General features: G+C 73.6%; 17 protein-coding genes. 8 read left to right on the top strand and 9 right to left on the bottom strand.

Going from position 1 to position 22,124, the window contains the following annotated elements:
* Nucleotides 1–3 precede the first annotated feature (3 nt).
* The gene (locus tag ABEA15_RS11595) at nucleotides 4–1,608 is read left to right on the top strand and encodes a DUF6114 domain-containing protein (RefSeq protein WP_345556634.1); all 1,605 of its coding nucleotides are present in this window, start codon (nucleotides 4–6) and stop codon (nucleotides 1,606–1,608) included.
* Between the two features lie 3,339 nt (nucleotides 1,609–4,947).
* Nucleotides 4,948–5,583 carry a DUF1707 SHOCT-like domain-containing protein gene (locus ABEA15_RS11585; RefSeq protein ID WP_345556633.1) on the top strand — a complete coding sequence of 212 codons (636 nt, stop codon included), beginning with the start codon at nucleotides 4,948–4,950 and terminating at the stop codon, nucleotides 5,581–5,583.
* A 97-nt stretch (nucleotides 5,584–5,680) separates the two neighbouring features.
* On the opposite strand, the gene ABEA15_RS11580 is transcribed toward ABEA15_RS11585, so the two are convergent.
* The 6 genes from ABEA15_RS11580 to ABEA15_RS11555 all read right to left on the bottom strand — a co-directional run bounded on the left by ABEA15_RS11580 (nucleotide 5,681) and on the right by ABEA15_RS11555 (nucleotide 13,898).
* Entirely contained in the window at nucleotides 5,681–6,211 is a 531-nt protein-coding gene (locus ABEA15_RS11580) for a hypothetical protein (protein ID WP_345556632.1), read from the bottom strand.
* Between the two features lie 392 nt (nucleotides 6,212–6,603).
* Nucleotides 6,604–8,349: a thiol reductant ABC exporter subunit CydC gene (gene cydC / locus ABEA15_RS11575; protein WP_345556659.1), complete on the bottom strand. Its 1,746-nt coding sequence runs from the start codon at nucleotides 8,347–8,349 to the stop codon at nucleotides 6,604–6,606.
* 95 nt (nucleotides 8,350–8,444) lie between these two features.
* A complete protein-coding gene (cydD, locus tag ABEA15_RS11570; RefSeq protein WP_345556631.1) occupies nucleotides 8,445–10,436 on the bottom strand; it encodes a thiol reductant ABC exporter subunit CydD in 1,992 nt (663 codons plus the stop codon).
* Nucleotides 10,437–10,457: 21 nt separating this feature from the next.
* Nucleotides 10,458–11,552 carry a cytochrome d ubiquinol oxidase subunit II gene (gene cydB / locus ABEA15_RS11565; protein WP_345556630.1) on the bottom strand — a complete coding sequence of 365 codons (1,095 nt, stop codon included), beginning with the start codon at nucleotides 11,550–11,552 and terminating at the stop codon, nucleotides 10,458–10,460.
* A 12-nt stretch (nucleotides 11,553–11,564) separates the two neighbouring features.
* On the bottom strand, nucleotides 11,565–13,040 hold the full coding sequence (locus tag ABEA15_RS11560; protein ID WP_345556629.1) for a cytochrome ubiquinol oxidase subunit I: 1,476 nt from the start codon (nucleotides 13,038–13,040) through the stop codon (nucleotides 11,565–11,567).
* A gap of 165 nt (nucleotides 13,041–13,205) precedes the next feature.
* Nucleotides 13,206–13,898: a DUF305 domain-containing protein gene (locus ABEA15_RS11555; RefSeq protein WP_345556628.1), complete on the bottom strand. Its 693-nt coding sequence runs from the start codon at nucleotides 13,896–13,898 to the stop codon at nucleotides 13,206–13,208.
* Nucleotides 13,899–14,012: 114 nt separating this feature from the next.
* Here ABEA15_RS11555 and ABEA15_RS11550 point away from each other — a divergent pair, with 114 nt between their 5' ends.
* Nucleotides 14,013–14,708, top strand: a complete 696-nt coding sequence (locus tag ABEA15_RS11550) for a thioredoxin-like domain-containing protein (RefSeq protein WP_345556627.1) — start codon at nucleotides 14,013–14,015, stop codon at nucleotides 14,706–14,708.
* Nucleotides 14,709–14,781: 73 nt separating this feature from the next.
* Here ABEA15_RS11550 and ABEA15_RS11545 read toward each other — a convergent pair whose 3' ends face one another.
* Together ABEA15_RS11545 and ABEA15_RS11540 are read right to left on the bottom strand one after the other, a co-directional pair.
* A complete protein-coding gene (locus ABEA15_RS11545) occupies nucleotides 14,782–15,246 on the bottom strand; it encodes a DUF3515 domain-containing protein (RefSeq protein WP_345556626.1) in 465 nt (154 codons plus the stop codon).
* A 68-nt stretch (nucleotides 15,247–15,314) separates the two neighbouring features.
* A complete protein-coding gene (locus ABEA15_RS11540; protein WP_344142270.1) occupies nucleotides 15,315–15,548 on the bottom strand; it encodes an Lrp/AsnC family transcriptional regulator in 234 nt (77 codons plus the stop codon).
* Nucleotides 15,549–15,739: 191 nt separating this feature from the next.
* Here ABEA15_RS11540 and ABEA15_RS11535 point away from each other — a divergent pair, with 191 nt between their 5' ends.
* Nucleotides 15,740–16,765, top strand: coding sequence for a thiamine-phosphate kinase (locus ABEA15_RS11535; protein WP_345556625.1), 1,026 nt, complete (start codon nucleotides 15,740–15,742; stop codon nucleotides 16,763–16,765).
* Between the two features lie 266 nt (nucleotides 16,766–17,031).
* Nucleotides 17,032–17,715: a cellulose binding domain-containing protein gene (locus tag ABEA15_RS11530; RefSeq protein WP_344142268.1), complete on the top strand. Its 684-nt coding sequence runs from the start codon at nucleotides 17,032–17,034 to the stop codon at nucleotides 17,713–17,715.
* Nucleotides 17,716–17,862: 147 nt separating this feature from the next.
* On the opposite strand, the gene rpmB is transcribed toward ABEA15_RS11530, so the two are convergent.
* Complete coding sequence (gene rpmB / locus ABEA15_RS11525) at nucleotides 17,863–18,048, bottom strand: 50S ribosomal protein L28 (protein WP_184636557.1); 186 nt, start codon at nucleotides 18,046–18,048, stop codon at nucleotides 17,863–17,865.
* A gap of 401 nt (nucleotides 18,049–18,449) precedes the next feature.
* Here rpmB and recG point away from each other — a divergent pair, with 401 nt between their 5' ends.
* From recG to coaD, 3 genes are all read left to right on the top strand, one after another.
* Nucleotides 18,450–20,669, top strand: a complete 2,220-nt coding sequence (gene recG, locus ABEA15_RS11520) for an ATP-dependent DNA helicase RecG (protein WP_345556624.1) — start codon at nucleotides 18,450–18,452, stop codon at nucleotides 20,667–20,669.
* Between the two features lie 58 nt (nucleotides 20,670–20,727).
* Nucleotides 20,728–21,309 (top strand): 16S rRNA (guanine(966)-N(2))-methyltransferase RsmD, encoded by a 582-nt coding sequence (gene rsmD, locus ABEA15_RS11515; protein WP_345556623.1) that lies wholly within the window; start codon nucleotides 20,728–20,730, stop codon nucleotides 21,307–21,309.
* 86 nt (nucleotides 21,310–21,395) lie between these two features.
* Nucleotides 21,396–21,884, top strand: a complete 489-nt coding sequence (gene coaD / locus ABEA15_RS11510; RefSeq protein WP_344142263.1) for a pantetheine-phosphate adenylyltransferase — start codon at nucleotides 21,396–21,398, stop codon at nucleotides 21,882–21,884.
* The last annotated feature ends 240 nt before the right edge of the window (nucleotides 21,885–22,124 follow it).

The raw sequence follows: 22,124 nt of genomic DNA, 5'->3' as shown, positions 1-22,124 counted from the left end.
TCGATGACCCCTTACGGCACCTCCAGCGGGTGGACGACCGCGCGCTCGGCGTTTCGGGTGTGGCGCAGGAGCCGCCCATTCTGGGGCGGCCTGCTGGTCCTCCTCGCCGGCATCGTGATCGTCGCGGCGCCCGCCCTGAACCCCCTCGACCTGATCGTGCAGCAGGGCATCGCGGGCATCTCCGGGTACTTCGCCGGACTGCTGCTGATGGCCGTCGGCGTACTGGTGTGGCTCCAGCCGCCGCAGCGGGTCTTCTACGGCGTCGCGGCGGTGCTGCTCTCGCTCGTCTCCTTCGTCACCTCGAACTTCGGCGGGTTCGGATTCGGGATGCTCTTCGGCCTGGTCGGCGGTGCGCTGGCCGCGGCCTGGGTGCCCCACCGCGAGCGCACGGCGCGCGCGGGCCGGCGCGGCCGCCGGCGCGGGCCCGCCAGTGAGGAGCGGACCGACGTCCCGCCTTCCGGCGGTGCGGTCGAGGACGAGGCCGCGGCCGGTGACGAGGCCGCGGCGCGCGGCGGGGACGAGCAGCCGGCCGACGCCGGCGCACCGGAGCGTGAGCGCGCCGCCGGGCGCGGCGAAGCGGATGTGGTGCGCGGTCCCGCCGAGGACGCCGAGGACGCGGGCGGGACCGCTCGGGGCGGTGCGGGAGTCGGCGGCGCCACCTACCTCACGTCGCCGGAGGGCCCGCCCGGCAAAGACTCCGCCGGGCACCCGCGTCGGCACAGCGGGCACGGCCCGGGCTCGGTGGGCCGGGACGACCCCGCCTCCGGGGGGAGCAGCGGCTCCGGCGGCCCCTCGGGCGGCGACCGGCTGCACTCCCTGGCCGCGGTCGCCGCGGCGCTGGCCATCGCGGTCCCTGTGCCCGCGACCGTCACCTGGCCCTGGGACGACTGGTTCGGCGGCGGTGAGGAGACCCCCGCCCCCGAGGACCCCTCCGCCGGTCCGACTCCCGCGCCCACGCCCGCGCCGTCGCCTTCGGGCGGCGCGGACGGCGGATCCGACGGCGGTCCGGGCACCGGCGAGCAGGACGGGCAGGGCGGTTCCGGGCAGGAGAGCGAGGAGGAGCCCCCGACCGCCGCGGAATGCGAGGTCCACGAGGGGCCGTCCTCCATGAGCGAGCAGGAGTACCGGGCTCTGCTCGAAGCCTGCCGGCAGGCCAAGGAGAACGGCGAGGCGCCCGAGTTCCAGGTGCACGAGGGCGACGGGCGGTGGCTCGCCCACACCGCGACCTCCGGGCTGAGCGCCGACGAGCTGAGCATGGAGGGTGCGGCCTTCGAGGGCGTGGTGGAGTACCCCGTGAAGGGCGGAACCGTGCGCTACCTCAAGCTGACCATGGACACCGCGGAGTTCAGCGGTGCGCGGCAGTGGAGCGAGCACGACGGCACCACCACCTCGCTCGACATTCTCGCGATGACCATGTCGGGCGACGTCGTCATGCACGTCACCCGGATGAAGGTGCGGATACTGGGCATCCCGCTGGAGTTCACGCCGGACTTCCCGCCCCCGCTGCTTCTGCCGTCGATGACCGTCACCGACCTTGAGGCCGACCAGCCGCTGGCCCAGGCCCAGACGGTGGACATCACCGGCCTCGATGAGCGGGTGAAGCCCTGAGCGCAGGGCCGGGGCGACGGTGCCGGCCATCGTCGGGCCCGGTGGCGGTCGGCGGCCGGCGCCCCGCTGGTGAACGGACGGTGGGGCGGTCCGCGGACCGCCCCACCGCACTGCCGCGCCGACCGGGCCGGCTCAGCCCGTCAGACTCCGGACAGCGCCCCGGCGGCCTCCGCCGCCCCGGCGTGCGGGGCGGCGCCCTCCACCTGCGGCAGGAGCCGGCTGGGCGCACCGGCGTAGGAGACGTAGAGGGCGTCGCGTGCGCGGGTGCCGGCCACGAACAGCAGGTTGCGCTCCTGCTGGTAGACCTGCTCCAGCGCGACCGGGTCGCCCTCGGCGGAGTCGACCGCGGCCTTGGGCGGCAGCAGCGGCTCGCTCATGCCGACGATCGCCAGGCACCGGAACTCCTGGCCTTTGAGCCGGTGCATCGTGCCGACCCGGACCGCGCGGACGTCCTCGGCGGAGTCCAGGGGAGCGGTGGGAACGCCGCGGGCCTGCAGTTCCTTGGCGATGTGCCGGACCACCCACTGGTTGCGGCCCGCCACCGCGATCGAGCTGGGAGCGACGCCGGCTTCGAGCCACACCCGCACCCAGTCGGATCGTAGCCATGTCGTTCTGTGAGCCAAGGAGTTGACTGCCTGTTTTGTCTTCCTAAGACCGCTTGGCCTCCGACTTTATCCGGCGAGGGTGTCGGCGTTGTCGTCCATGCCCAGCGCCGGCTGGCGGCCCAGGATCGGCATCGCCCAGCTGAGGATCTCCTGGGAGACGCGGTAGCTCACGCGCAGCCGGTGGCTGCGGCCGCGCACGTTCACCCCCAGCGAGGCCAGGGACACCCGGTTGTCGTAGATGCGCTGGTGCGGGTCGCCCACGATGAACAGGTCGTCGGGACCTGCGGGCACCGCGGCGCGCAGCATCCGCCACTGGGTCGGGTGCAGGTCCTGGGCCTCGTCGACGACGACGTGGCGGTAGCGGGGGCCCGAGCGCCCGAGCACGCGCGCGGCCTCCAAGGCGACCTGCGGGTAGGACCACTCGTTGGCGACCTCCATCGCGCCGGTGTAGCGCTGGACGGTCTCCCACACCCGGGTGCGGTGCTCGGGCGCCAGGTGCAGCATGCGGCCGCTGCGCTCGCAGCGGATGTAGTCGGGCAGGCGGGTGAGGTTCTGCGCCAGGATCACCTGCTCCCACTCGTCGACGAGGAACCTGCCGGAGTACGGCAGGCCGTCGGCGCGGGCGGCGTCGCGCCAGCGCTCGCTCAGCTCCTCGCGGCCGAGCGTCTCGGGGCTGCGCCCGCTGCGCTCCTGGACCAGGGAGCGGGCGAGGCTGTCGACGGTGGCGACCTCGACCCGGTCGCGCAGCGCGCGGTCGGGTAGGACGCGGTCGAGCTGCTGGGACAGGATCTGGGCCAGCACCCGGTTGAACGTGGTGACCAGGATGCTGCGCCGCTCGTCGTCGGGGTACCGGGCCGCGTCGCGGTGGGCGAGGTGTGCGGCGCGGTGCAGCGCGAGCACCGTCTTGCCGGTGCCCGGACCGCCGGTGACCTGCGCCGATCCGGCGAAGCGGGCGTCGACGATGCGGTGCTGGCGCGGGTACAGGGTGATCTGCCAGTCGGCGAAGGACTTGTCGAGGACGGCGGAGAGCTCCTCGGGGCCCGACACGCGGGGCGGCCCGGTGAGCGCGGGGGAGTCGTCCGAGCCGGGTTCGACGAGCTCGATCGTGCCGTCGTCGGGCGCTGCGACCTGGGACGACCCGGCCCGGGACGCCGACGGAAGCTCCGCCGCGGGCAGGTCCCGCGCCAGCGCGGCCGCGTCGTCGTGCCGGCGGATCGCGATCAGCCACGCGGAGCCCTCGGCGCCGGGCGCGACCACCCCGCTCCACTCCTGGCCGACGTGCAGCAGTCGTACCCGGGGGTCGGATGCGTCGGCCACGGTCTCGGTCCGGGCGTCGTCGCCCGTCATGTACGCCTGCACGGCCGTGAGCGCCGCGGTCTGGATCGCATGGTCGAGTCGGGAGAATTCGGAGAGGAAGGTCGGGGAAATGGCGAGCTTCGGCACGTCTGCGTATTCCTCCGGTCGCGTTCCTGAGGTGCTGTGTCGAGGTCGGGTGGGGAGGGGTTTTCGGGGCGGATCGGCCGCCGACCAGCGCGTTCGTTAACAGACATGCTCGCGGCGGAATTTGGGCAAACGCGGCGGGAAAGCGGATGTCGGTCGGGTTCCGGCGCATCGTGGTCGCCGATGAATAGGCAGGTCACGGCGCCCGTTTCGGAGATGTTTTCGAGTCGGTGGGCGGGATGGTGCCTATGCGGGTGGTGAGGGCCGGATCAGCGGGGACGTGTGGGGTCCGGAAAGCGTCATTCGGGATGACCGAAAACGGGGCGGTTGATCCGGAAACGCCCGGAGACAAGCCGAACAAGGCGGGTCCGTCCTCGGGGCGGGAGCGGTGTCAGGGGTGTCCGTTAAAGGCGGGACGGAGGAGCCGGGCCTTTGAGACCGCCTGCCTCTCCGGGGCGAATCCCCGAGCCGCGCGGACCGCTCGTCAGCCGCCGCGCCGATCGCCGGCGGCGCTTCGTTCCCGTGCCGTCGACTGCAAGCGCGCCCCGCACGCGGGCTCGCGTCCACCGGGTACGGCTCTGCGCGGGGTCTCGAAGGCGGCCGCCCGCGAAGGCGGCGGCCGTGCGCGCTCGGCCGAGCGAGCGCCGCCGGCTCGCCTGTGCCGCCTCGCTGCGGGCTGCGGCACGAGGGGGCCTCGCGGCGTCCGGTCGCCGTCCGGTCGCCCGTACGTCCTCAGGCGCCGCCTGACAGGCGCCGGGCGCGCACCGGACACCGGAGGCGGAGGCAGGGCTCAGGGCCCTGCCGGGGCCCGTCCTACCCCGGCAGGGGCCTCAGCCGACGTGTCCGGTGGGCCGGCTCCTCCGGCCCGGAGGCCGTGCCGCCGCCGGGCAGGCGTCACTGCGGGGCCGAACACTCGGGCTCCCGGCCGGGCGCGCGGGCGGCCGCATGCGAAGAACCGATCCGCATGGCACATCGGCGGCGCGGGCATGCTGTCCGCGGCACCGACCGCCGGGCTGCGCCCGGGCCGGGCATGGGAGATGTCCTCGCGTCGCACCCACCGATCAATCGACGAACAATCATCGCATGGACAGCGGAATCCTGAGCACCTTTCTCAGGGTCTTGTTTTGCTTACCTTGAGATGATTCCGTCCCTCTATAGGCCTCTGGGATGATTTGCCGCTATAAGTGATATCGGGTCGACCGGACAGGACTTTCGCGCACGCTGAGGGCACGGAAACGGCGCGGCGCGCACGGCCTCGGACGGCGCCCCGATCGGGCACGGCGACGGGAGCGGAGTGGAGCCGGAAAGCGATGCGCGGTTGATGCGGGCGTCGGACGACGACCGCGACGAGGTGGCGCGCCTCCTGCGCGACGCGGTCGCCGAAGGCCGCATCACGCTCGACGAACTGCACGAACGCCTCGATCTGACCTACCGTGCCCGCACCTACGCCGATCTCGCGCCCATCACGGCCGATCTCCCCGTGGCGGGGGTGGCGCCGCCCGCGCCGGTGCCCGCACCGCGGGTCGGCGCCGGCGCGCCGGCGCCGACCGGCCCCTCCACACCGCTGGTGATCCGTTCGACGGCGGGAACCGTGGTCCGGAACGGAAACTGGCGCGTGCCCCAGCGGGTCGAGATCGGAAATCCCTACGGCGACACCCGCCTGGACTTCTCCGAGGCGAACCTGCTCGTCGACACCGTCGATATCGTGCTGCACGGCCCCTGGGGCTTTATCAAGATCATTCTCCCGGACGCGGCCACCGCCGTCGCCGCCGTGGACACGTCCTGGTTCGGCAGTTGCGATTCGGCCGTGCCCGACATACCCGCTCCGCCGGCACCGCACTTCCGGATCACCGGCAGCCTCAAGGGCGGGGCGCTGCGGGTGCGCTATCGGCGGCCGATGGACGACTGGGTGGACTGGACGATGTGGTGAGGGCGCGGCCCCGCCGCGGCAACGGCGCGTGCGGCGACGACCCGGCGGCGCGCACGGCGCCCGACCGGCCTGGTCGGCCGCGTCCGCTCGGCTGAGGTCAGCCGCTGCGCTTCGCCTGCTCCACCCGTCGCACACCGAGCGCGGTCGCGGTGAGCTCGGATTCGCCGAACCGGGCCGGATCCAGACGCACCTCCACCACGAGCCCGGGCTCCACCAGCCAGAACACCAGGCCGTCGGTCCGGTGCCCGGCCGCCGCGCCGTGGCGGAACGGGCGCAGGTCCCAGGCGGCCGCATCGCGCTCGTGGTACTCGGAGAGGAAGGCCCGCACCGACGGGAGGTCGCCGAGCCGCTCGCCCCGCAGGACGTTGAGCTTCAGGTCGACGGTGTAGCCGCCGTCGGGGAGTTCGCGCTCCCACACCCGCGAGGAGAACGCCACGCCGCCCCACTCGGTGTGGAAGTCGGAGACCTGGCCGCCGACGCCCTCGGGCAGGTGTCCGACGGTAAAGCCCGCCAGCTCGTGCATTCCGACCCCCTTGACCGCGCCGCCGGCCGGCGGCGGTGGCACAGGCCCGATGCCGACGGCGAGCACTGTGCAGACGAGGACAGTGAACAGGACGCGGGCGGTCATGCCCATGGTGCACCTCCGATGGAGCCGAGGACATCCCTTATGGACGCCCGACCGACCTCCATGCTCGAAGCGCCGGGCACCGCGGCTCCAGCCGGATTCACCGCCTGTGGACAACGCCCGCAGCCCGCTCGTCCACGCGTGGAAAGGGGCGAGCGGGCTCGGCGGCGAGCCCACTCGCACGCCGGGCCGGTGCGCACGCCGCCTCGGCCTGTGGGGCGCGGCGCTGTTAGGGGTGAAGATCACCGGCCTGGAGGAAGCCCGTCGCGGGCGGCCGGTGGCCGGTACACCGCCCCCGTCTTCGAGACCCCGACGTGCCGCGACGCACCGCCGACGCGCACTGCGGTCGGCGCGTCCGTCGCCCCGGCGCCGGTCGGCGCGCCGCGCCCGACGCCCTACACGCGCAGGGCGCGCGCGTACCAGCCGTCCTGGTCCGCCAGCTCCTCGTGTGTGCCGACCTGGACGACCTCGCCTTCGGCGACCACGTAGACGGTGTCCACCCGCTCCAGGCCCGCCAGATCGTGGGTGATCAGCAGCGTGGAGTACCCCTCGGCCGCCGTCAGCAGGTCGTCGGTGACAGCGTCGCGCGTATCGGGGTCCAGGTGCGCCGTGGGCTCGTCCAGGACGAGCACCCGCGGCGCCGCCAGTAGCGCCCGCGCGAGCGCGAGCCGCTGCCGCATGCCGCCGCTCAGCCGCATCCCGTGCGAACCCACCTCGGTGTCGAGCCCCCGGGGCATCGCCCGCACATCGCCGGCCAGCCGGACGCGCTCCAGCGCCTCCCACAACCGGTCGTCGTCCGAGGCCGGTGCGGCCAGCCGCAGGTTCTCCCGCACGGTACTCGCGAAGATGTGCGGGTCCTGGGGCACGCCGGTGACGGCCCCGCGGACCTCGTCGGCGTCGTAGCGGGTGATGTCGGCGCCGTCCAGCTCCACTGTGCCGTCGTCGGGGTCGCGGAACCGCAGCAGCACGGCCGCCAGGGTGCTCTTCCCTGCGCCGCTGGGTCCGACGACCGCGACGGTGCTTCCCGGTGCGACGCCGAGGTCGACGCCCTTCAGCGCCCACGGCTCCTGCGGTCCGTACCGGACACTGAGGGAGCGAACGCGCAGTCCCTCCACCGCGCCGCCGCTGTCGGAACCGTCCGACCCGTCCGTGCCGCCCGAGCCCTCCGCCGACGGCAGCCGGCGCCCCGGCTCCGGGGGCGGTGCGACCTCGGGCGGGGTGTCCAGGATGCCGAACAGCCGCTCGCCGCCCGCGCGGATCGACCCGAGCCGCGCAGCGACAGCGGGGAGCGGCGCCACGATCTCGAACGCCGCCAGGGCCGTCAGCACCAGCACGGCCAGCGAGACGGCGCTGAACGAGCCGCCCTCCACGGCCGCGACGCCGAGCAGCAGTGTGCCCCACACCGTCAGGCCGGTGATCAGCGATACGGCGCCCGCCCCGAAGCCGAGGACCGCCGCGTCGCGCCGCGCGATCCGCGTCAGCTCCTCGTCCGCGTCGTTCACCCGGGCCACCGCACGGTCCATCGCCCCGTAGGCCACCAGGTCCGGCGCTCCGTAAAGGGTGTCCACCAGAGCCGTGGCCAGCTCGCCGCGGGCCGCGGCCTGGCGCTGCCCGGGGCGCCGCCCCAGCGCCGCCGCGAACAGCGGCACGGCCAGGCCTGCCAGCACGAGCCCCGCGCCCAGCGCCAGGCCGCCCGGCACCAGCAGCACCGTGCAGAAGACCACCGCCGAGCCGCCGGTCAGCACCGCCGCCAGCGGCGGCGTCAACCCGCGGACGAGGAGGTCCTGGGTGGCGTCGGTGTCGCTGACCAGGCGCGACACCAGGTCGCCCGAGCGGAACCGCCGGACCGGCTCGGTGCGGGCCAGCCGCTGGTAGACCCGCACCCGCACGTCGGCCAGCGTCCGGAACGCGGCGTCGTGGGTCACCAGGCGCTCCAGGTAGCGCGTGACGCCACGGGAGATGCCCAGCGCCCGGGTGGCGACGACGGCGATGCTCAGCGCCGTGATCGGCGGGTGTTCGGCCGCCCGCGCGATCAGCCACGCGGCGACGCCGAGCAGGGCCACCCCCGACCCGGTCGCGAGCGCGCCCAGCACCACCCCGAGCACGAAGCGGCTGCTGCGCGGCCGCGCCAGCGCGATCATCCGCCACAGCGGGTCCCGGCCGGGAGCGGCCGGACGGGCGTCGTGCCCGGCCTGCGCCGCGGCCCCGGCGGGGGACTGCGGGATGCTGTCGCCGCTCACGAGGCCACCCCCGATTCGACGCGTCCTTCCCGCACCGAAACCACCTCGTCGACGGCGTCGGCCCAGCGGGTGTCATGGGCGACGACCACGCCCGTGCGGCCGGAGAGCAGCCGCGTCACCGCTGTACGCACCGCCGCTGCGTTGTCGGGGTCGAGGTGGGCGGTGGGCTCGTCCAGCAGCACGATCGGGGCGTCGCGAAGGAACGCGCGCGCCACGGCGATGCGCTGCCGCTGCCCGGCGGACAGGCGGGCGCCGCGCTCTCCCAGGCGGGTCTCGTAGCCCTCGGGCAGCGCGCGGACGAACTCGTCGGCCTCGGCGCGCTCAGCGGCCAGCCGGACCTCGTCGATGCCCGCCTCGGGCGAACCCAGGCGGATGTTGCCGGCGACCGTGTCGTCGAAGAGGTAGGGCGACTGCGGGACCCACGCGATGCGCCTGCGCCACGCGTCGGCGGGAATGCTCTGCAACGGGGTCCACTCCGCGCCGTCGGCGGCGGAGCCGTCGGGCGTGTGCTCGGCGCCGCCGGCACCCGGGCGGTCATCGGCGCCGCGTACCACGATCCGGCCCGACTCGGGCTCGGTGAACCGCAGCAGCAGCGAGAGCAGGGAGCTTTTGCCGGACCCGCTCGGCCCCACCAGCAGCACCGACCGGCCCGGCTCGATCAGCAGGCTCGCACCGTCGAGCGCGGGAGTCTCGCGGCCGGGATAGACGAGCCGGACGTCCTCCAGCCGGATCCACGCCGCATCGCGGCGACCTGCGGGTGCGGCGTCCGCTCGGCTGCGCGGACGCCGGGTGTCGCCTTCGGTGTCGCCGTCGTCCACTCCGCTCGCTCGTCGCCTCTCCAGCTCGGTGTTTTCTTGGAGCGTTCGGCTCCTCGCTCGGCTGCGCGGACGCCGGGTGTCGCCTTCGGTGTCGCCGTCGTCCACTCCGCTCGCTCGTCGCCTCTCCAGCTCGGTGAACACCTGCTCTGCCGCCGCAACCCCCTCCATGCTCGCGTGGAAGCGCGAGCCGACCTCGCGCAGCGGGAGGTAGGCCTCCGGAGCGAGGATCAGCACGAGCAGCGCGGTCTGGTAGTCGAGCATGCCGTACATCAGCCGGATGCCGATCTCGACCGCGACGAGGGCCACGGCCAGGGTCGAGAGCAGCTCCAGCACGAACGCCGACAGGAAGGCCACGCGCAGCGTGGACATGGTGGTGCGCCGGTGCTCGTCGGTGATGCGGCGGATGATGGCGGCCTGCGCCTTGGCCCGGCGGAAGATCGCCAGAGTCGGCAGCCCTTCCACCACGTCCAGGAAGTGGCCGCCGAGCCGGTTGAGCAGCTGCCACTGCCGTTGGGTGCGCGCCTGCGTGTGCAGGCCGACCAGCGCCATGAACAGCGGGATCAGCGGCAGCGTCACCGCGATGACGGCCGCCGAGATCCAGTCCGCGCTCGCCACGACGACGAGGACGGCGGCGGGGACGAGCGCCGCCAGCGCCAGTTGCGGGAGATACCGGGCGAAGTAGTCATCCAGCGCATCGAGGCCACGAGTGGCGAGCGTGACCAACTCACCGGCGCGTGGGGTGCTCGTCCCCTCTTCGGAACCGGTCTGCCCTGACAACCAGACCGCTTCCACCCCCGAGCCCTGCGCGGGCCCGCGGGAGTCGTCATCCCCCCTGCCCTCCCGGGGGCCGTCCGCACCGGCGGTGCCGGTCACGTGCGCCACCAGCCGCCGGCGCAGCTGCGACTTCGCCTTCGCCGCCGAACGCAGGGCGGCGGTCTCCGCGCCGTAGGCCATGGCCGCCCGTGCCACGGCCACGGCGGCGACCGCGCCGATCGCCCAGCCCAGCTCGGCCGTGCCCGCCCCCGACGCCGCACCGGTGATAACCCGAGCCAGCAGCCACGCCTGGACCAGGATCAACCCGGTCACCGCGGCCCCGGTGGCCACTGTGACGGCCAGGTGCACCCGAACGGCGCTTGCGGTGCGCACCAGGCGGGGGTCGAGGGGCTTCATGGACCACGTCCTCCCGGGTCGTCAGTCGCCGGACGGGCTCGGCGCCGGGGCGGACGGCGTCCCGGCGTCCGGGCGTTCCCCGCCGCCCGCGCGTGCCGGCTCACGGCCACCATAGGCGGGGGCGGGGTCGATCTGCTCCCGGCTCACCCGCTTGCGGAAGACCCAGTAGCTCCACGCCTGGTAGGCCAGGACGAGCGGCAGGAAGACCACCGCCACCCACGAGAGGACGGTGAGCGTGTAGGGGGCCGAGGAGGCGTTGGCCACCGTCAGGTCGTAGGCCGCGTCGGTGGTCGAGGGCAGCACCGCCGGGTAGAGCGACCCGAACAGCGTGACCGTCGCCGCGCCGATCGCGACGGCGGTCGCCGTGAACGACCAGCCCTCGCGCCCCGCGGCGGCCAGGAACGCGCCGGCCACCAGCGCCGCCGCGGCCGCGGCGGCGACCGGCAGCGTCCAGGCGGCGCCGTAGGCGTACTGCGTCCACGCCAGGAACCCCGCGCCCGCGGGCACCGCGACGGCCGCCGCGCGCAGTGCGGCCGCGCGGGCGCGGGCCCGCACCGGCCCGGAGGTCTTGAGAGTCAGGAACACCGCGCCGTGCAGGGTGAACACCGCCAGCGTCGTCAGCCCGCCCAACAGTGCGTAGGGGTTGAGCAGGTCGGTGATCCCCGCGGTCACGATGCCGTCGGCGTCCATCGGCACACCGCGCACGAGGTTGGCGAAGAACACCCCCCACAGCACCGCCGGCGCCGTGCTGCCGAAGACGATCGCGCGGTCCCACCAGGCGCGCCAGCGGTCGGTGTCGCCCTTGCCCCGGTACTCGAAGGCGACGCCGCGCGCGATCAGCGCCAGCAGCACGATCAGCAGCGGCAGGTAGAAGCCGCTGAACGCCGAGGCGTACCAGGCGGGGAACGCGGCGAACATCGCGCCGGCGGCCGTGATCAGCCACACCTCGTTGCCGTCCCACACGGGGCCGATCGCGTTGATCATCACCCGCCGGTCGGTGTCATCCCGGCCGATGAGGGGCAGCAGGACGCCCACGCCGAAGTCGAAGCCTTCGAGGACGAAGTAGCCGGTCCACAGGACCGCGATGGCGATGAACCAGATGTCGGGCAGTTCCATGGTCGTCGGCTCCTAGTAGACGAAGGCCGGCACGGGGGAGTCGGCGGTCTGCTCGTCCTCGTCGTCGCGGTCGGGGATGACGTGGGACGGGCCGGCCTTGACGTAGCGCCACAGCAGCCCGGCCTCGACCACCGCGAGCACGGCGTAGATCCCGGTGAAGGCGGCGAGCGAGAACGCGACGGTGCCCAGGCTGACGCCGGGGGAGACGCTGGCGGCGGTGAGCAGTTCGCCGTGCACGGTCCAGGGCTGGCGGCCCATCTCGGTGAGGACCCAGCCCAGGATGTTGGCGGCCAGGGCGGCGGGCAGCGCGAGGACCGCCGCGTAGTAGAACCAGCGGGTCCGGGGCAGGCGGCGGCGCCGGGTCAGCCACAGGCCCAGCGCGGAGACGCCGACACCGAACAGCCCGAGGCCGATCATCAGCCGGAAGGACCAGTACAGGACGAAGACGTTGGGGATGTAGTTCCCCTCTCCGTAGGTCTGCTCGTACCGCTCCTGCAGGTCGTTCATGCCCTCGACGGTGCCGTCGATCTTTCCGGTGGCCAGGAAGCTCAGCACGTGCGGCACGTTGACGTCGACGACGTTGAGCCGCTCGTCGGTGTCGCCGACGGCGAAGGTCGAGAAGGGGGCGCCCTCCTCGGTCTCCCAGTGCGCCTCGGCCGCGGCCAGCTTCATCGGCTCGTAGGCGGCTGCGAGCTTGGCCTGGTGGTCGCCGGAGTAGACCGCCAGCACGCCCGCGATCAGGGTGACGACCATGCCGGCCCGCAGCGTGGTCCGGAACAGCTCCCGCTCGCGGCCGGCGGGGGTGTTCGCCCCGGGGGCCGGGGCCTCGCCGTCGGTGCCCCCGCCCGGCCCGCTCGGCCGTGAGGTCCAGAGCTTGTAGGCGCTGACCGCGGCGACGAACATCCCCGCGGTGATGAACGCGGCGGAGACCACGTGCAGGTAGGTGGACCACGCCTGGGTGTTGCCCAGTACCGCCCAGATGTCGGTGAGCTGGGCGCGGCCGGTCTCCTCGTCGCGGGTGAAGCCGACCGGGTGCCGCATCCAGGCGTTGGCCGCGAGGATGAAGTAGGCCGACATGTTGGTTCCGACGGCCGCGGCCCAGATGCAGGCCAGGTGGACCCGGCGCGGCAGCCGGTCCCAGCCGAAGATCCACAGGCCGATGAACGTGGACTCCAGGAAGAACGCCAGCAGCGCCTCCATCGCCAGTGGGGCGCCGAAGACGTCGCCGACGAAGCGGGAGTACTCGCTCCAGTTCATCCCGAACTGGAACTCCTGCACGATGCCGGTGACCACGCCCATGGCGAAGTTGATCAGGAACAGCTTGCCGAAGAACTTCGTGGCCCGCAGGTACCGGTACCTGCCGGTGCGGTGCCAGGCGGTCTGCAGCGAGGCGACGATCACCGACAGCCCGATCGTCAGCGGCACGAACAGGAAGTGGTAGACGGTCGTGATGCCGAACTGCCACCGTGCGAGATCCAGAGCGTCCATGCCCGCCTCTCCAAGGGTCCTTATGTAGACGGCCCGTAGTACTACAAACTGTAGTTCTACAGAGCGTCGTAAGTCGACCGGGTTCGGAGAGGGACACATCACCCGGACCCGCCGCAACGCGGTCGGATCCGGGGATCCGGATACGGAGCGGGGCCGCTCCCGCTGTTACTCGGGATCGACGCCGCGGTCGCGCAGCATGCGCTCCATCAGCTCGATCTCGCTGTTCTGCGCCTCGACCATGCCCTGGGCGAAGTCCACGACCATCTGCTCGCCGCCCAGGTCGGCCTCCGCCTGGGCCATGTCGACGCCGCCCTCGTGGTGGTCGATCATCAGCTGCAGGAAGAGGACCTCGGCCTCCTCGCCCTCCGCCGCGCGGAGCTCGTCCATCTCCGCCTCCGTGGCCATGCCTGCCATCCGCGCCGAGCCCTCGCCGCCGTCACCGCCCCCGCTGCCGCCGTGCCCGCTGTGGCTGCCGTGGCCCTCCATCCAGGCCATGGACGGCTGCGCACCGCGTGCGGGCAGGCCCCACTCGACCAGCCAGCCCTGCATTCGGCCGATCTGCTCCTGCTGTGTGCGGAGGATGTCGGTGGCCAGGGTCCGCAGCACGCGGTCGTCGGCCTCCTCCAGCACGATCAGCGACATGTCCACGGCCTGCGAATGGTGCACGCTCATGTCACGCAGGAATCCCGCGTCGGCGGATCCGTCGACCGGGTACGCGGGCCGTCCGAGCAGGTAGCCGCCGACCAGTGCCACGACGACCAGGGGGACGGCGATCAGCAGCGGCACCGTGCGCCGACGCCGGGCGGGGGCGGCTTCGTCGCCGTCCTGCGAGGTGTCTTCGTCCACGGTCTCTGTCATATGCTCTTCGCCACCTATGGGAACCTTTCCGGCGATACGCGCGTTCGCAAATGGCGCACCGTGCATTGAGCGTAACGGTGTATAACGCGTGACCACCCACCCGGGAGAAGCACAGTGGCCAAGAACGCAGCCGAACGCCGCCGGAAGGCCGAGGAGCGGCGCCGACAGCGCGAGCGCGCGGAGAGGCGGTCGCGCATCGTGCGCGTCACCGCCTTCACGGGGGCCGGAGTGCTCTTCGCCGGACTCGTCGGTTTCGGGATCTGGGTCGCCTACGACCGCGGAGCGGGCGGAGGCGGCGCCGCCCAGGCGTCCGACATCGCGAAACTGCAGACCTTCGAGGGGCTGACCAACCAGCACGTCACCGAACCCGTCGACTACAAGCAGACCCCGCCCGCCGGCGGCGACCACCACGCCGTCTGGCAGAACTGCGGGGTCTACGACGCGCCCCTGTCCTCCATGAACGCGGTGCACTCCCTGGAGCACGGGGCGGTCTGGATCACCTACTCCCCCGACTTGGCCGGGAAGAAGGTCGAGAAGCTGGAGTCCCTCTACAGCCAGGGCAGCTACGTCCTCGTCAGCCCCTACGACGAGAAGGAGATGCCGGCCCCGATCGTGGCCACCGCCTGGGGCAACCGGATCGAGGCCACGTCGCCCGACGACGAGCGGATCACCCAGTTCCTGCGGGCCTTCGAGCGCAGTCCGAACGTGCCCGAGCCGGGCGCGGCCTGCACCGGCGGGCTCGACCTCACTGCGCAGGAGCTGGAGGAGGCCGGCGGCCTCGACGCGCTGACCGGGGGGATGCAGCGCTGAGGGGACGCCCTCCGACCGGCGGCGCTCGCGGACGACGGTTCGGGGGCGCCGCCGCCGTCGCTCCGCCTCGGCCTCAGAGCTCGCCGGGAGGAAGCGCCGGTATCTCCTGCTTGATCAGGTTGCTCACCTCCACCAGGCCCTCGGCGGGCGCGCCGTAGGAGGCCGGAACCGTCATCTCGACGTAGGCCTCGCGCCCCACCGCGGTGAACAGCTCGGGGCGGTCCTGCGAGCCGGGCAGCCAGGCGATCTCGTTGACCACCGTGAGCCGGGAGTCGCGCCGCAGGTTGGCCGGGCTCCCCACACCGCAGCGCAGCGCGATCGGCGGGTCGCCCCACGCCGCCGAGTAGGGGGTCTCGGGCCGGACCTCGACCCGCTCCTGGTCGAAGAGGGTCTGGGGCAGGCGGTTCACGAGCGCGCGGCACATCTCCGCCGCGGCCGGCTCGGGAGTGGGCGCGGGCATCTCCACCGCGCCGGCCGAGCAGCTCGCGAGCACGCCCGCTGCGCAGAGCGCGGCGATCCCCGTCGCGGCACGTCGCATGTCCTCGCCACCGGTCCCCGTCGTGTGCTGGACGATCCCTGCCTGCCGACCCGTGCCCGGCCGCCGCGTCAGATGTTGACGATCGGGCAGGTCAGGGTGCGGGCGATGCCGTCGAGGCGCTGGATCCGCGCGACGACGAGGCGGCCGAGCGCGTCGATGTCGCCGGCCTCGGCCCGCACGATCACATCGTAGGGGCCGGTCACGTCCTCGGCCTGGGTGACCCCGTCGATGGCGGCGATGTCGCGCGCGACATCGGCCGCCCGGCCCGCCTCGGTCTGGACCAACACGTACGCCTGCACCATGGAACCCTCCATTGCTCGTCCTCGCCCGGCCGTGCCAATCCCGCCGGTCCGTCCCGGTCCGCCGTCCTGTCCCGCTCGTGCGCCGGACCGCCGGCCGCGCCCCGCCGGGAACGCGCCGACCGGCGGCCGCGCTTGCCTGCCCAGCAGGGTCTAGACCACTGGTGCCGAGGCGTCACCGTACCCTGATAGCTGTGTGGAGCACCATTGGGGAACTGGGCGAATTCGGCCTGATCGAGCGCGTGACGGCCAGATTCCCGCGAACAGGCGACGTAATCCTCGGTCCCGGCGATGACGCCGCAATCGTGACCGCCCCGGATCGGCGCGTTGTGGCCACGACCGACCTGCTGGTCGAGACCAGGCACTTCCGCCGCGAGTGGTCGTCGGCCGAGGATGTGGGGCGCAAGGCCGCCGCGCAGAACCTCGCCGACATCGCCGCGATGGGCGCCCGCCCGACGGCGCTGCTGGTCGGCCTCGCCGCACCGCCCGATCTGCCCGTCGACTGGGCCGACGGCCTCGCTGAAGGCCTGCGCGCCGAATGCGCCTTCGCGGGGGCCGCCGTGGTCGGCGGCGACACCGTCTCCGCGGGCGAGATCACCGTCGCCGTCACCGCGCTGGGCGACCTGCAGGGTCTGCCGGCGGTGCGCCGCGACGGCGCGCTGCCGGGCGACGTCGTCGCCGTCACCGGGTGCCTCGGGTTGTCCTCCGCCGGCTTCTCGCTCCTGGAGGGCGGGATCGGCGGAGCCGAGGACGCGGCGCGGGTGCTGGGCCTGCGGGCGCCTGCGGGCGGTCCCGGATGGCTCGCCTGCCTGCGCGAGCACCGCAGGCCGCGCCCGCCCTACGCGCGCGGCCCCGAGGCCGCGCACCTGGGCGCGCGGGCGATGCTCGACGTCAGCGACGGGCTGGTGCAGGACCTCGGACACATCGCGCGTGCCAGCGGTGTGGGCGTGGACGTCGACTCCGCCGCGCTCGTGCCCGAGCCCGCGCTGTGCGAGGCCGTTGCCCTGCTGGAGGAGCTGGGCCGCCCCGGGCGCACGGCGCTGCAGCGCATGCTCTTCGGCGGCGAGGACCACGCCCTGGCCGCCGCGTTCCCGCCCGAGACCGATCTGCCGCCGCAGTGGCGCCCCGTCGCGGCCGTGACCGCGCCCGGTGCCGGCGGGCCGGGTGTCACCGTCGACGGCGCCGCCGCCGAGCCGCAGGGCTGGGAGCATTTCCGCTGACACGCGCCCGGACCGTCGTTCAGCGGGGCTCGAATCGGCCATTCGCCGACATGCATCTCTTGAGATAACGAATGGGGCAGATCCGGCGAACGTTATGTCATCCGGCGCGGACGCCGGGTTAAGATGTCGGTTTTGAAGGCCAACTCACGCTAAGCTCTGCCTGTTTCTTCAGTCTGCACCGGAACGGGGTCACCGTGCGGCCACGTGGAAGGGACGACCGGTCCCGGGCGGATTCGCCGAAGCCGCGGCCGGACATTTCCGAGCGCATGCGAGCCGACCGCCGCGATCCGCTCGCCGAACGGCCCCAGAGAGGCGCCCACCGCTCCGAGCCCGCGGAGAAGGGCAGGGTGGCCGCCGTCGGCTACTTCCTCGGCAGCACCGTGCCCCGGCGGGTGCAGCCGCCGCGCCTGCTCAACGTGCTGCTGATCTCCGGCGTCACGCTCGCGCTCACCCTCTTCGGCTACAGCACGACCCAGATCTACCTGCGCTTCAGCGAACCCCCCACGGCGCAGGAGAGCAACCCTTCGGCCCCCGGGACGAGCGAGCCGCTGGCCCCCGGCGGCGCCACCGCCGCCCCCGGCCCCGAGGCCACCGCCGGTACCGGCTCCCGAGCGGAGATGGTCAGCGTCGTCTCCTACGAGGCCGTCGAGTCCTCGGCCACCGGGTTCACCGGCGAGGTCACTGTCACCAACACCGGCTCCGCCGTCCTCGACGACTGGGAGCTCGCCCTGGAGTTCGCCGACGCCGAGGTCACCTCGGTATCGGACGCGGAGTGGCGGTCCACCGAGAACGGCATCGTCGCAAGCGAGCCCGCGGACGCCGCCGGGCTGCGGCCGGGGGAGTCGGTGACCGTCAGCTTCACCGCCGAGGGGCGGGCGCAGAACCCGGTCTCCTGCTCGATCAACGCCAGCCCCTGCGACTGGGCCGGCGCCGACTCGGCGCAGAACTGAGCGGAGGCCGAACGGCCGCGCGTCTACGCGGCGGGTCCGCGCTCGCGGCGGATCGGGCCGTCCGACCGCCGCAGCGCACGCCGAAAAGCGCCACGGCGCGATGCCGTGGCGCTCATGGACGCCGTGGAGCGCGGAGCGGGTCCGCGGTCAGCGATCGACCTTGCCGGCCTTGATGCAGGAGGTGCACACCTGCATGCGCTTGGGCGTACCGCCCACGCGCGTGCGCACGGTCTGGATGTTGGGGTTCCAGCGGCGGCGGGTGCGGCGGTGCGAGTGGGAAACACTGTTACCGAACCCTGGTCCCTTGCCGCAGACGTCGCAGACGGAAGCCACGGTAACTCCATTCAAGCGCTCGGATCCGCACGCGCGCCGATACGGTGCGGACAACCCGAGAGAGGTCTGATGAGCAGGTTGGCGCGGCGCGCCAACCGTCGGAGCGTACACGACGACCTGCGCCGACTTCCAATCGGGAAGGAACGCAGAACGCTTACCGCGCACGCGGGAGCGGGGTCGCCGGAGAGCGTGCCCCGGACCCGGATGCGGGCGGCACGGCCGAGGATCCGGCGCGGACGCCGCACGTCCGCCCACCACTATACCGGCTCGCCCCGGCCCCGGGGACCGCACCCTCGCGCGCGGACGCCCGCGGACGTCGGCACCGGGGTGTAGAAACGCACTAGCGTGCACCGTGAGGCGGTCTGCGAACCGTCCGCCGCCGGCGAGAGGGGGAGACCGGAGTGACCAGCTGGGACGAACCGCTGCGCACACCCTTGGGCGCCACCGCCGCGAAGAAGCTCGCCGGCGAGCTCGGCCTGCACACCGTGGGCGACCTGCTGCGCTACTACCCCCGCCGCTACGCCACGCGCGGCGAGCTGACCGACCTCTCCTCGCTGGCCGAGGGGGAGCAGGTCACGGTCGTCGCCGAGGTCCACTCCGTGCACAAGCGCGACCTGCGCCGCGGTCCCGGGGGCAAGCCCCGCAGCCTGCTGGAGGCGGTCATCACCGACGGCACCGGGCGGCTCACCCTGGCCTTCTTCGCCAAGGTCGGCTACCACCAGCGCGAGCTCGTCACCGGGCGGCGGGGCATGTTCGCCGGCCGCGTCTCGACCTACCGCGGCAAGAAGCAGCTCGCCCACCCCGTCTACGAGATGCTGCCCGAGGACTCCGCCGACGACGGGCGCGCCCGCGAGTTCGCCGAACGCCCCATCCCCGTCTACCCGGCGACCAAGGACCTGCCGTCGATGACCATCGCCCGGTGCGTAAGCCTGGTGCTCGACCAGATCGGCGACTCCGGCCCCGCCGACCCGCTGCCGTCGGACCTGCGTTCCCGGCACCGCCTGCTCGACCTGCGCGAGGCGCTGGAGCGCATCCACCGCCCCGCCGACTCCGACGACATCCCCCGTGCCCGCATCCGCCTGAAGTGGGACGAGGCCTTCGTGCTCCAGGTCGCCCTGGCCCGGCGCCGCCGCGAGGCGGCCGAGGTCGCCGCCCGGCCCCGGCCGGGCCGCTCCGGCGGCCTGCTCGACGCGTTCGACGCCGCGCTGCCGTTCGACCTCACCGAGGGGCAGCGCGAGGTCGGCGCCGCCGTCGCCGAAGGGCTGTCGTCCACCCATCCCATGCACCGGCTGCTGCAGGGCGACGTCGGCGCGGGCAAGACGCTCGTCGCACTGCGGGCCATGCTCCAGGTCGTCGACTCCGGCGGCCAGGCCGCCCTGCTCGCTCCCACCGAGGTCCTGGCCCAGCAGCACCACCGCTCCATCACCGCGATGCTCGGCCCGCTCGCCCAGGCCGGCATGCTCGACGGCGCCGAGAACGCCACCCGGGTCGCCCTGCTCACCGGCTCCCAGGGCGCCGCAGCCCGCCGCGAGAGCCTGCTCGACGCGGCGTCGGGAGCGGCGGGGATCGTCGTGGGCACCCACGCGCTGCTGCAGGAGCACGTCTCCTTCGCCGACCTCGGGTTCATCGTCGTCGACGAGCAGCACCGCTTCGGCGTCGAGCAGCGCGACGCCCTGCGTGAGAAGTCCGCCGAGGGGCGTCCGCACGTGCTCGTGATGACCGCCACACCCATTCCCCGCACCGTGGCCATGACCGTCTACGGCGACCTCGACACGGTGGCGCTGAATCAGGTGCCCGCCGGTCGCGCGCCGGTGTCCACCCACGTCGTGCCGGCGCTGGAGAAGCCCCACTTCCTGGAGCGGGCCTGGCGGCGCGTCCGCGAGGAGGCCGCCGAGCAGCGCCAGACCTACGTCGTCTGCCCGCGCATCGGCGACGGCGACCAGGCCGGGGCCGAGGACCCGTCCCCGGCCGACGGCGCCGAGGCGCCGGGCGACGGCGAGGCGCGCCGCCCGCCGCTGGCCGTGACCGAGGTCGCGAGCGAGCTCGCCGCCGGCCCGCTCGCCGGGCTGCGCGTCGAACCGCTGCACGGCCGCCTCTCGCCCGAGGACAAGGACGCCGCCATGCGCCGCTTCGCCGAGGGGCGCACCGACGTGCTCGTGGCCACCACGGTGATCGAGGTCGGCGTGGACGTCCCCAACGCCACGGTCATGGTGATCACCGACGCCGACCGCTTCGGCGTCTCGCAGCTGCACCAGCTGCGCGGCCGCGTGGGCCGCGGCGGGCTGCCCGGCCTGTGCCTGCTGGTCACCGAGGCCGAGGAGGGCTCGCCCGCACGCGAGCGGCTGGACGCCGTCGCCGCCACCACCGACGGCTTCGCGCTCTCCCGGGCCGACCTGGAGCAGCGCCGCGAGGGCGACGTGCTCGGCGGCGCCCAGTCCGGGCGGCGCTCGTCGCTGCGCATGCTCACCCTGCTGCGTGACGAGGAGCTGATCGGCCGGGCCCGCGAGGAGGCCGCCCGCTACGTCGACGAGGACCCCAAGCTCGAAGGGCACCGGCCGCTGGCCGAGGCCCTCGACGCGCTGCTCACCGAGGAGCGCGCGGAGTACCTGGAGAAGACCTGAGCCCCCGCCGGCCCCGGCCGCGTGTGGCGCCCGCACTCCGCGCGCTACCGTGACCCCCATGACCCGCATCATCGCCGGCGCCGCCCGCGGGCGGCGGATCGCCGTCCCCGGCGGACACGGCACCCGGCCCACCAGCGACCGGGCGCGCGAGGCGCTGTTCGCCTCGGCGCTGTCGGATTTGGGTGGTTTCGACGGGCTGAGGGTGCTCGACCTCTACGCGGGCTCGGGCGCGATCGGCCTGGAGGCGCTCTCCCGCGGCGCCGAGCACGCCCTGCTGGTGGAGTCCGACCGCAGGGCGGTGTCCACGCTGCGCGCCAACATCGCGTCACTGGGGCTGGAGGGCGCCCGCGTGGCCGCCGGTCGCGTGCGCCGGGTGCTGGAGGAGGGGCCGCGCGACGGCGCCTACGACCTCGCCGTGGCCGATCCGCCCTACGCTTCCGGCGACGCCGAGGTCGCGGCCGTGCTGGAAGGGCTGCGCGACCACGCCTGGCTGCACCCCGGCGCGCTGGTGGTGGTCGAGCGCGCCAGCCGGAGCGGCGACCTGGCCTGGCCCGAGGGGTACACCCCGGACCGGGTCCGCCGGTACGGCGAGGCGGCGCTTTGGTACGGTCGCGCAGCGAGCCATTCCGGTCCGCGCTGAGCGCCGCGGCCCGCGCCCCGCGAAGACCGCTCGCCCCGGTAGGGCCCGCGGGCCCACAGGGATCGTCCGTCGAGAGGAACGAGCCAGTGCGTCGCGTCGTCTGCCCCGGGTCCTTCGACCCGGTAACCAACGGACACATCGACATCATCGGGCGCGCCGCGCGGCAGTACGACGAGGTGGTGGCGGCCGTGCTGACGAACGTCAACAAGCGCGGCCTGTTCAGCGTCGAGGAGAAGGTCGCCATGCTCCGCGAGTGCACCGCGGACCTGGAAAACGTGCGGATCTCGCAGTTCAACGGGCTGCTGGTGGATTTCTGCCGCGACAACGGGATCGGCGCGATCATCCGCAGCCTGCGCTCGGTCAGCGACTTCGACTACGAGCTGCAGATCGCCCAGATGAACTACCGCCTGGCCGGGGTGGAGACGCTGTTCATGACGGCCAACCCGCAGTACTCGTTCCTCAGCTCCAGCCTCGTGCGCGAGATCGCGCAGTACGGCGGCGACGTCAGCAGCCTGGTCACGCCCAACGTCGATCAGCGGCTGCGCGACAAGTACAAGGACCGCGAGTCCTCCTGAGGCCCCACCCGCCGCCGGCCGGTCAGCGGGCGGGGCGGGCCCCGGGATCGCCGGGCCCACGGGATCGGCCGCACCGGCGGCCGCCTCCCGGTCTGCCCACCGGCGCGGCAGCGGCCGCGCGGCGGGCCTTCCGCCGGATTTGGGCCGGGTCTGCGGCCGTAGCTATACTTGCTGATCGGCTGCGCCCTCATCTCGGGCGCGGCCGCTCCGCCTCTACCGAGGTGGTCCGTTCTGTCCGAG

Origin of the sequence: Streptomonospora halophila, from assembly GCF_039542725.1 — a bacterium.
GTDB lineage: Bacteria > Actinomycetota > Actinomycetes > Streptosporangiales > Streptosporangiaceae > Streptomonospora > Streptomonospora halophila.
The sequence above is the reverse complement of the archived record's forward strand: the minus strand, read 5'-3'. Positions and strand labels throughout refer to the sequence as shown.

Excerpts from the sequence above, each read along its gene's own strand:
- ABEA15_RS11560 (WP_345556629.1), bottom strand. The coding sequence starts at position 13,040 with ATGGACGCTCTGGATCTCGCACGGTGGCAGTTCGGCATCACGACCGTC.
- ABEA15_RS11530 (WP_344142268.1), top strand. The coding sequence starts at position 17,032 with ATGCGAGCCGACCGCCGCGATCCGCTCGCCGAACGGCCCCAGAGAGGC.
- ABEA15_RS11540 (WP_344142270.1), bottom strand. The coding sequence starts at position 15,548 with ATGGTGCAGGCGTACGTGTTGGTCCAGACCGAGGCGGGCCGGGCGGCC.
- ABEA15_RS11580 (WP_345556632.1), bottom strand. The coding sequence starts at position 6,211 with ATGACCGCCCGCGTCCTGTTCACTGTCCTCGTCTGCACAGTGCTCGCC.
- cydC (WP_345556659.1), bottom strand. The coding sequence starts at position 8,349 with ATGATCGCGCTGGCGCGGCCGCGCAGCAGCCGCTTCGTGCTCGGGGTG.
- cydB (WP_345556630.1), bottom strand. The coding sequence starts at position 11,552 with ATGGAACTGCCCGACATCTGGTTCATCGCCATCGCGGTCCTGTGGACC.
- ABEA15_RS11545 (WP_345556626.1), bottom strand. The coding sequence starts at position 15,246 with ATGCGACGTGCCGCGACGGGGATCGCCGCGCTCTGCGCAGCGGGCGTG.
- ABEA15_RS11555 (WP_345556628.1), bottom strand. The coding sequence starts at position 13,898 with ATGACAGAGACCGTGGACGAAGACACCTCGCAGGACGGCGACGAAGCC.
- rsmD (WP_345556623.1), top strand. The coding sequence starts at position 20,728 with ATGACCCGCATCATCGCCGGCGCCGCCCGCGGGCGGCGGATCGCCGTC.
- cydD (WP_345556631.1), bottom strand. The coding sequence starts at position 10,436 with ATGAAGCCCCTCGACCCCCGCCTGGTGCGCACCGCAAGCGCCGTTCGG.
- ABEA15_RS11595 (WP_345556634.1), top strand. The coding sequence starts at position 4 with ATGACCCCTTACGGCACCTCCAGCGGGTGGACGACCGCGCGCTCGGCG.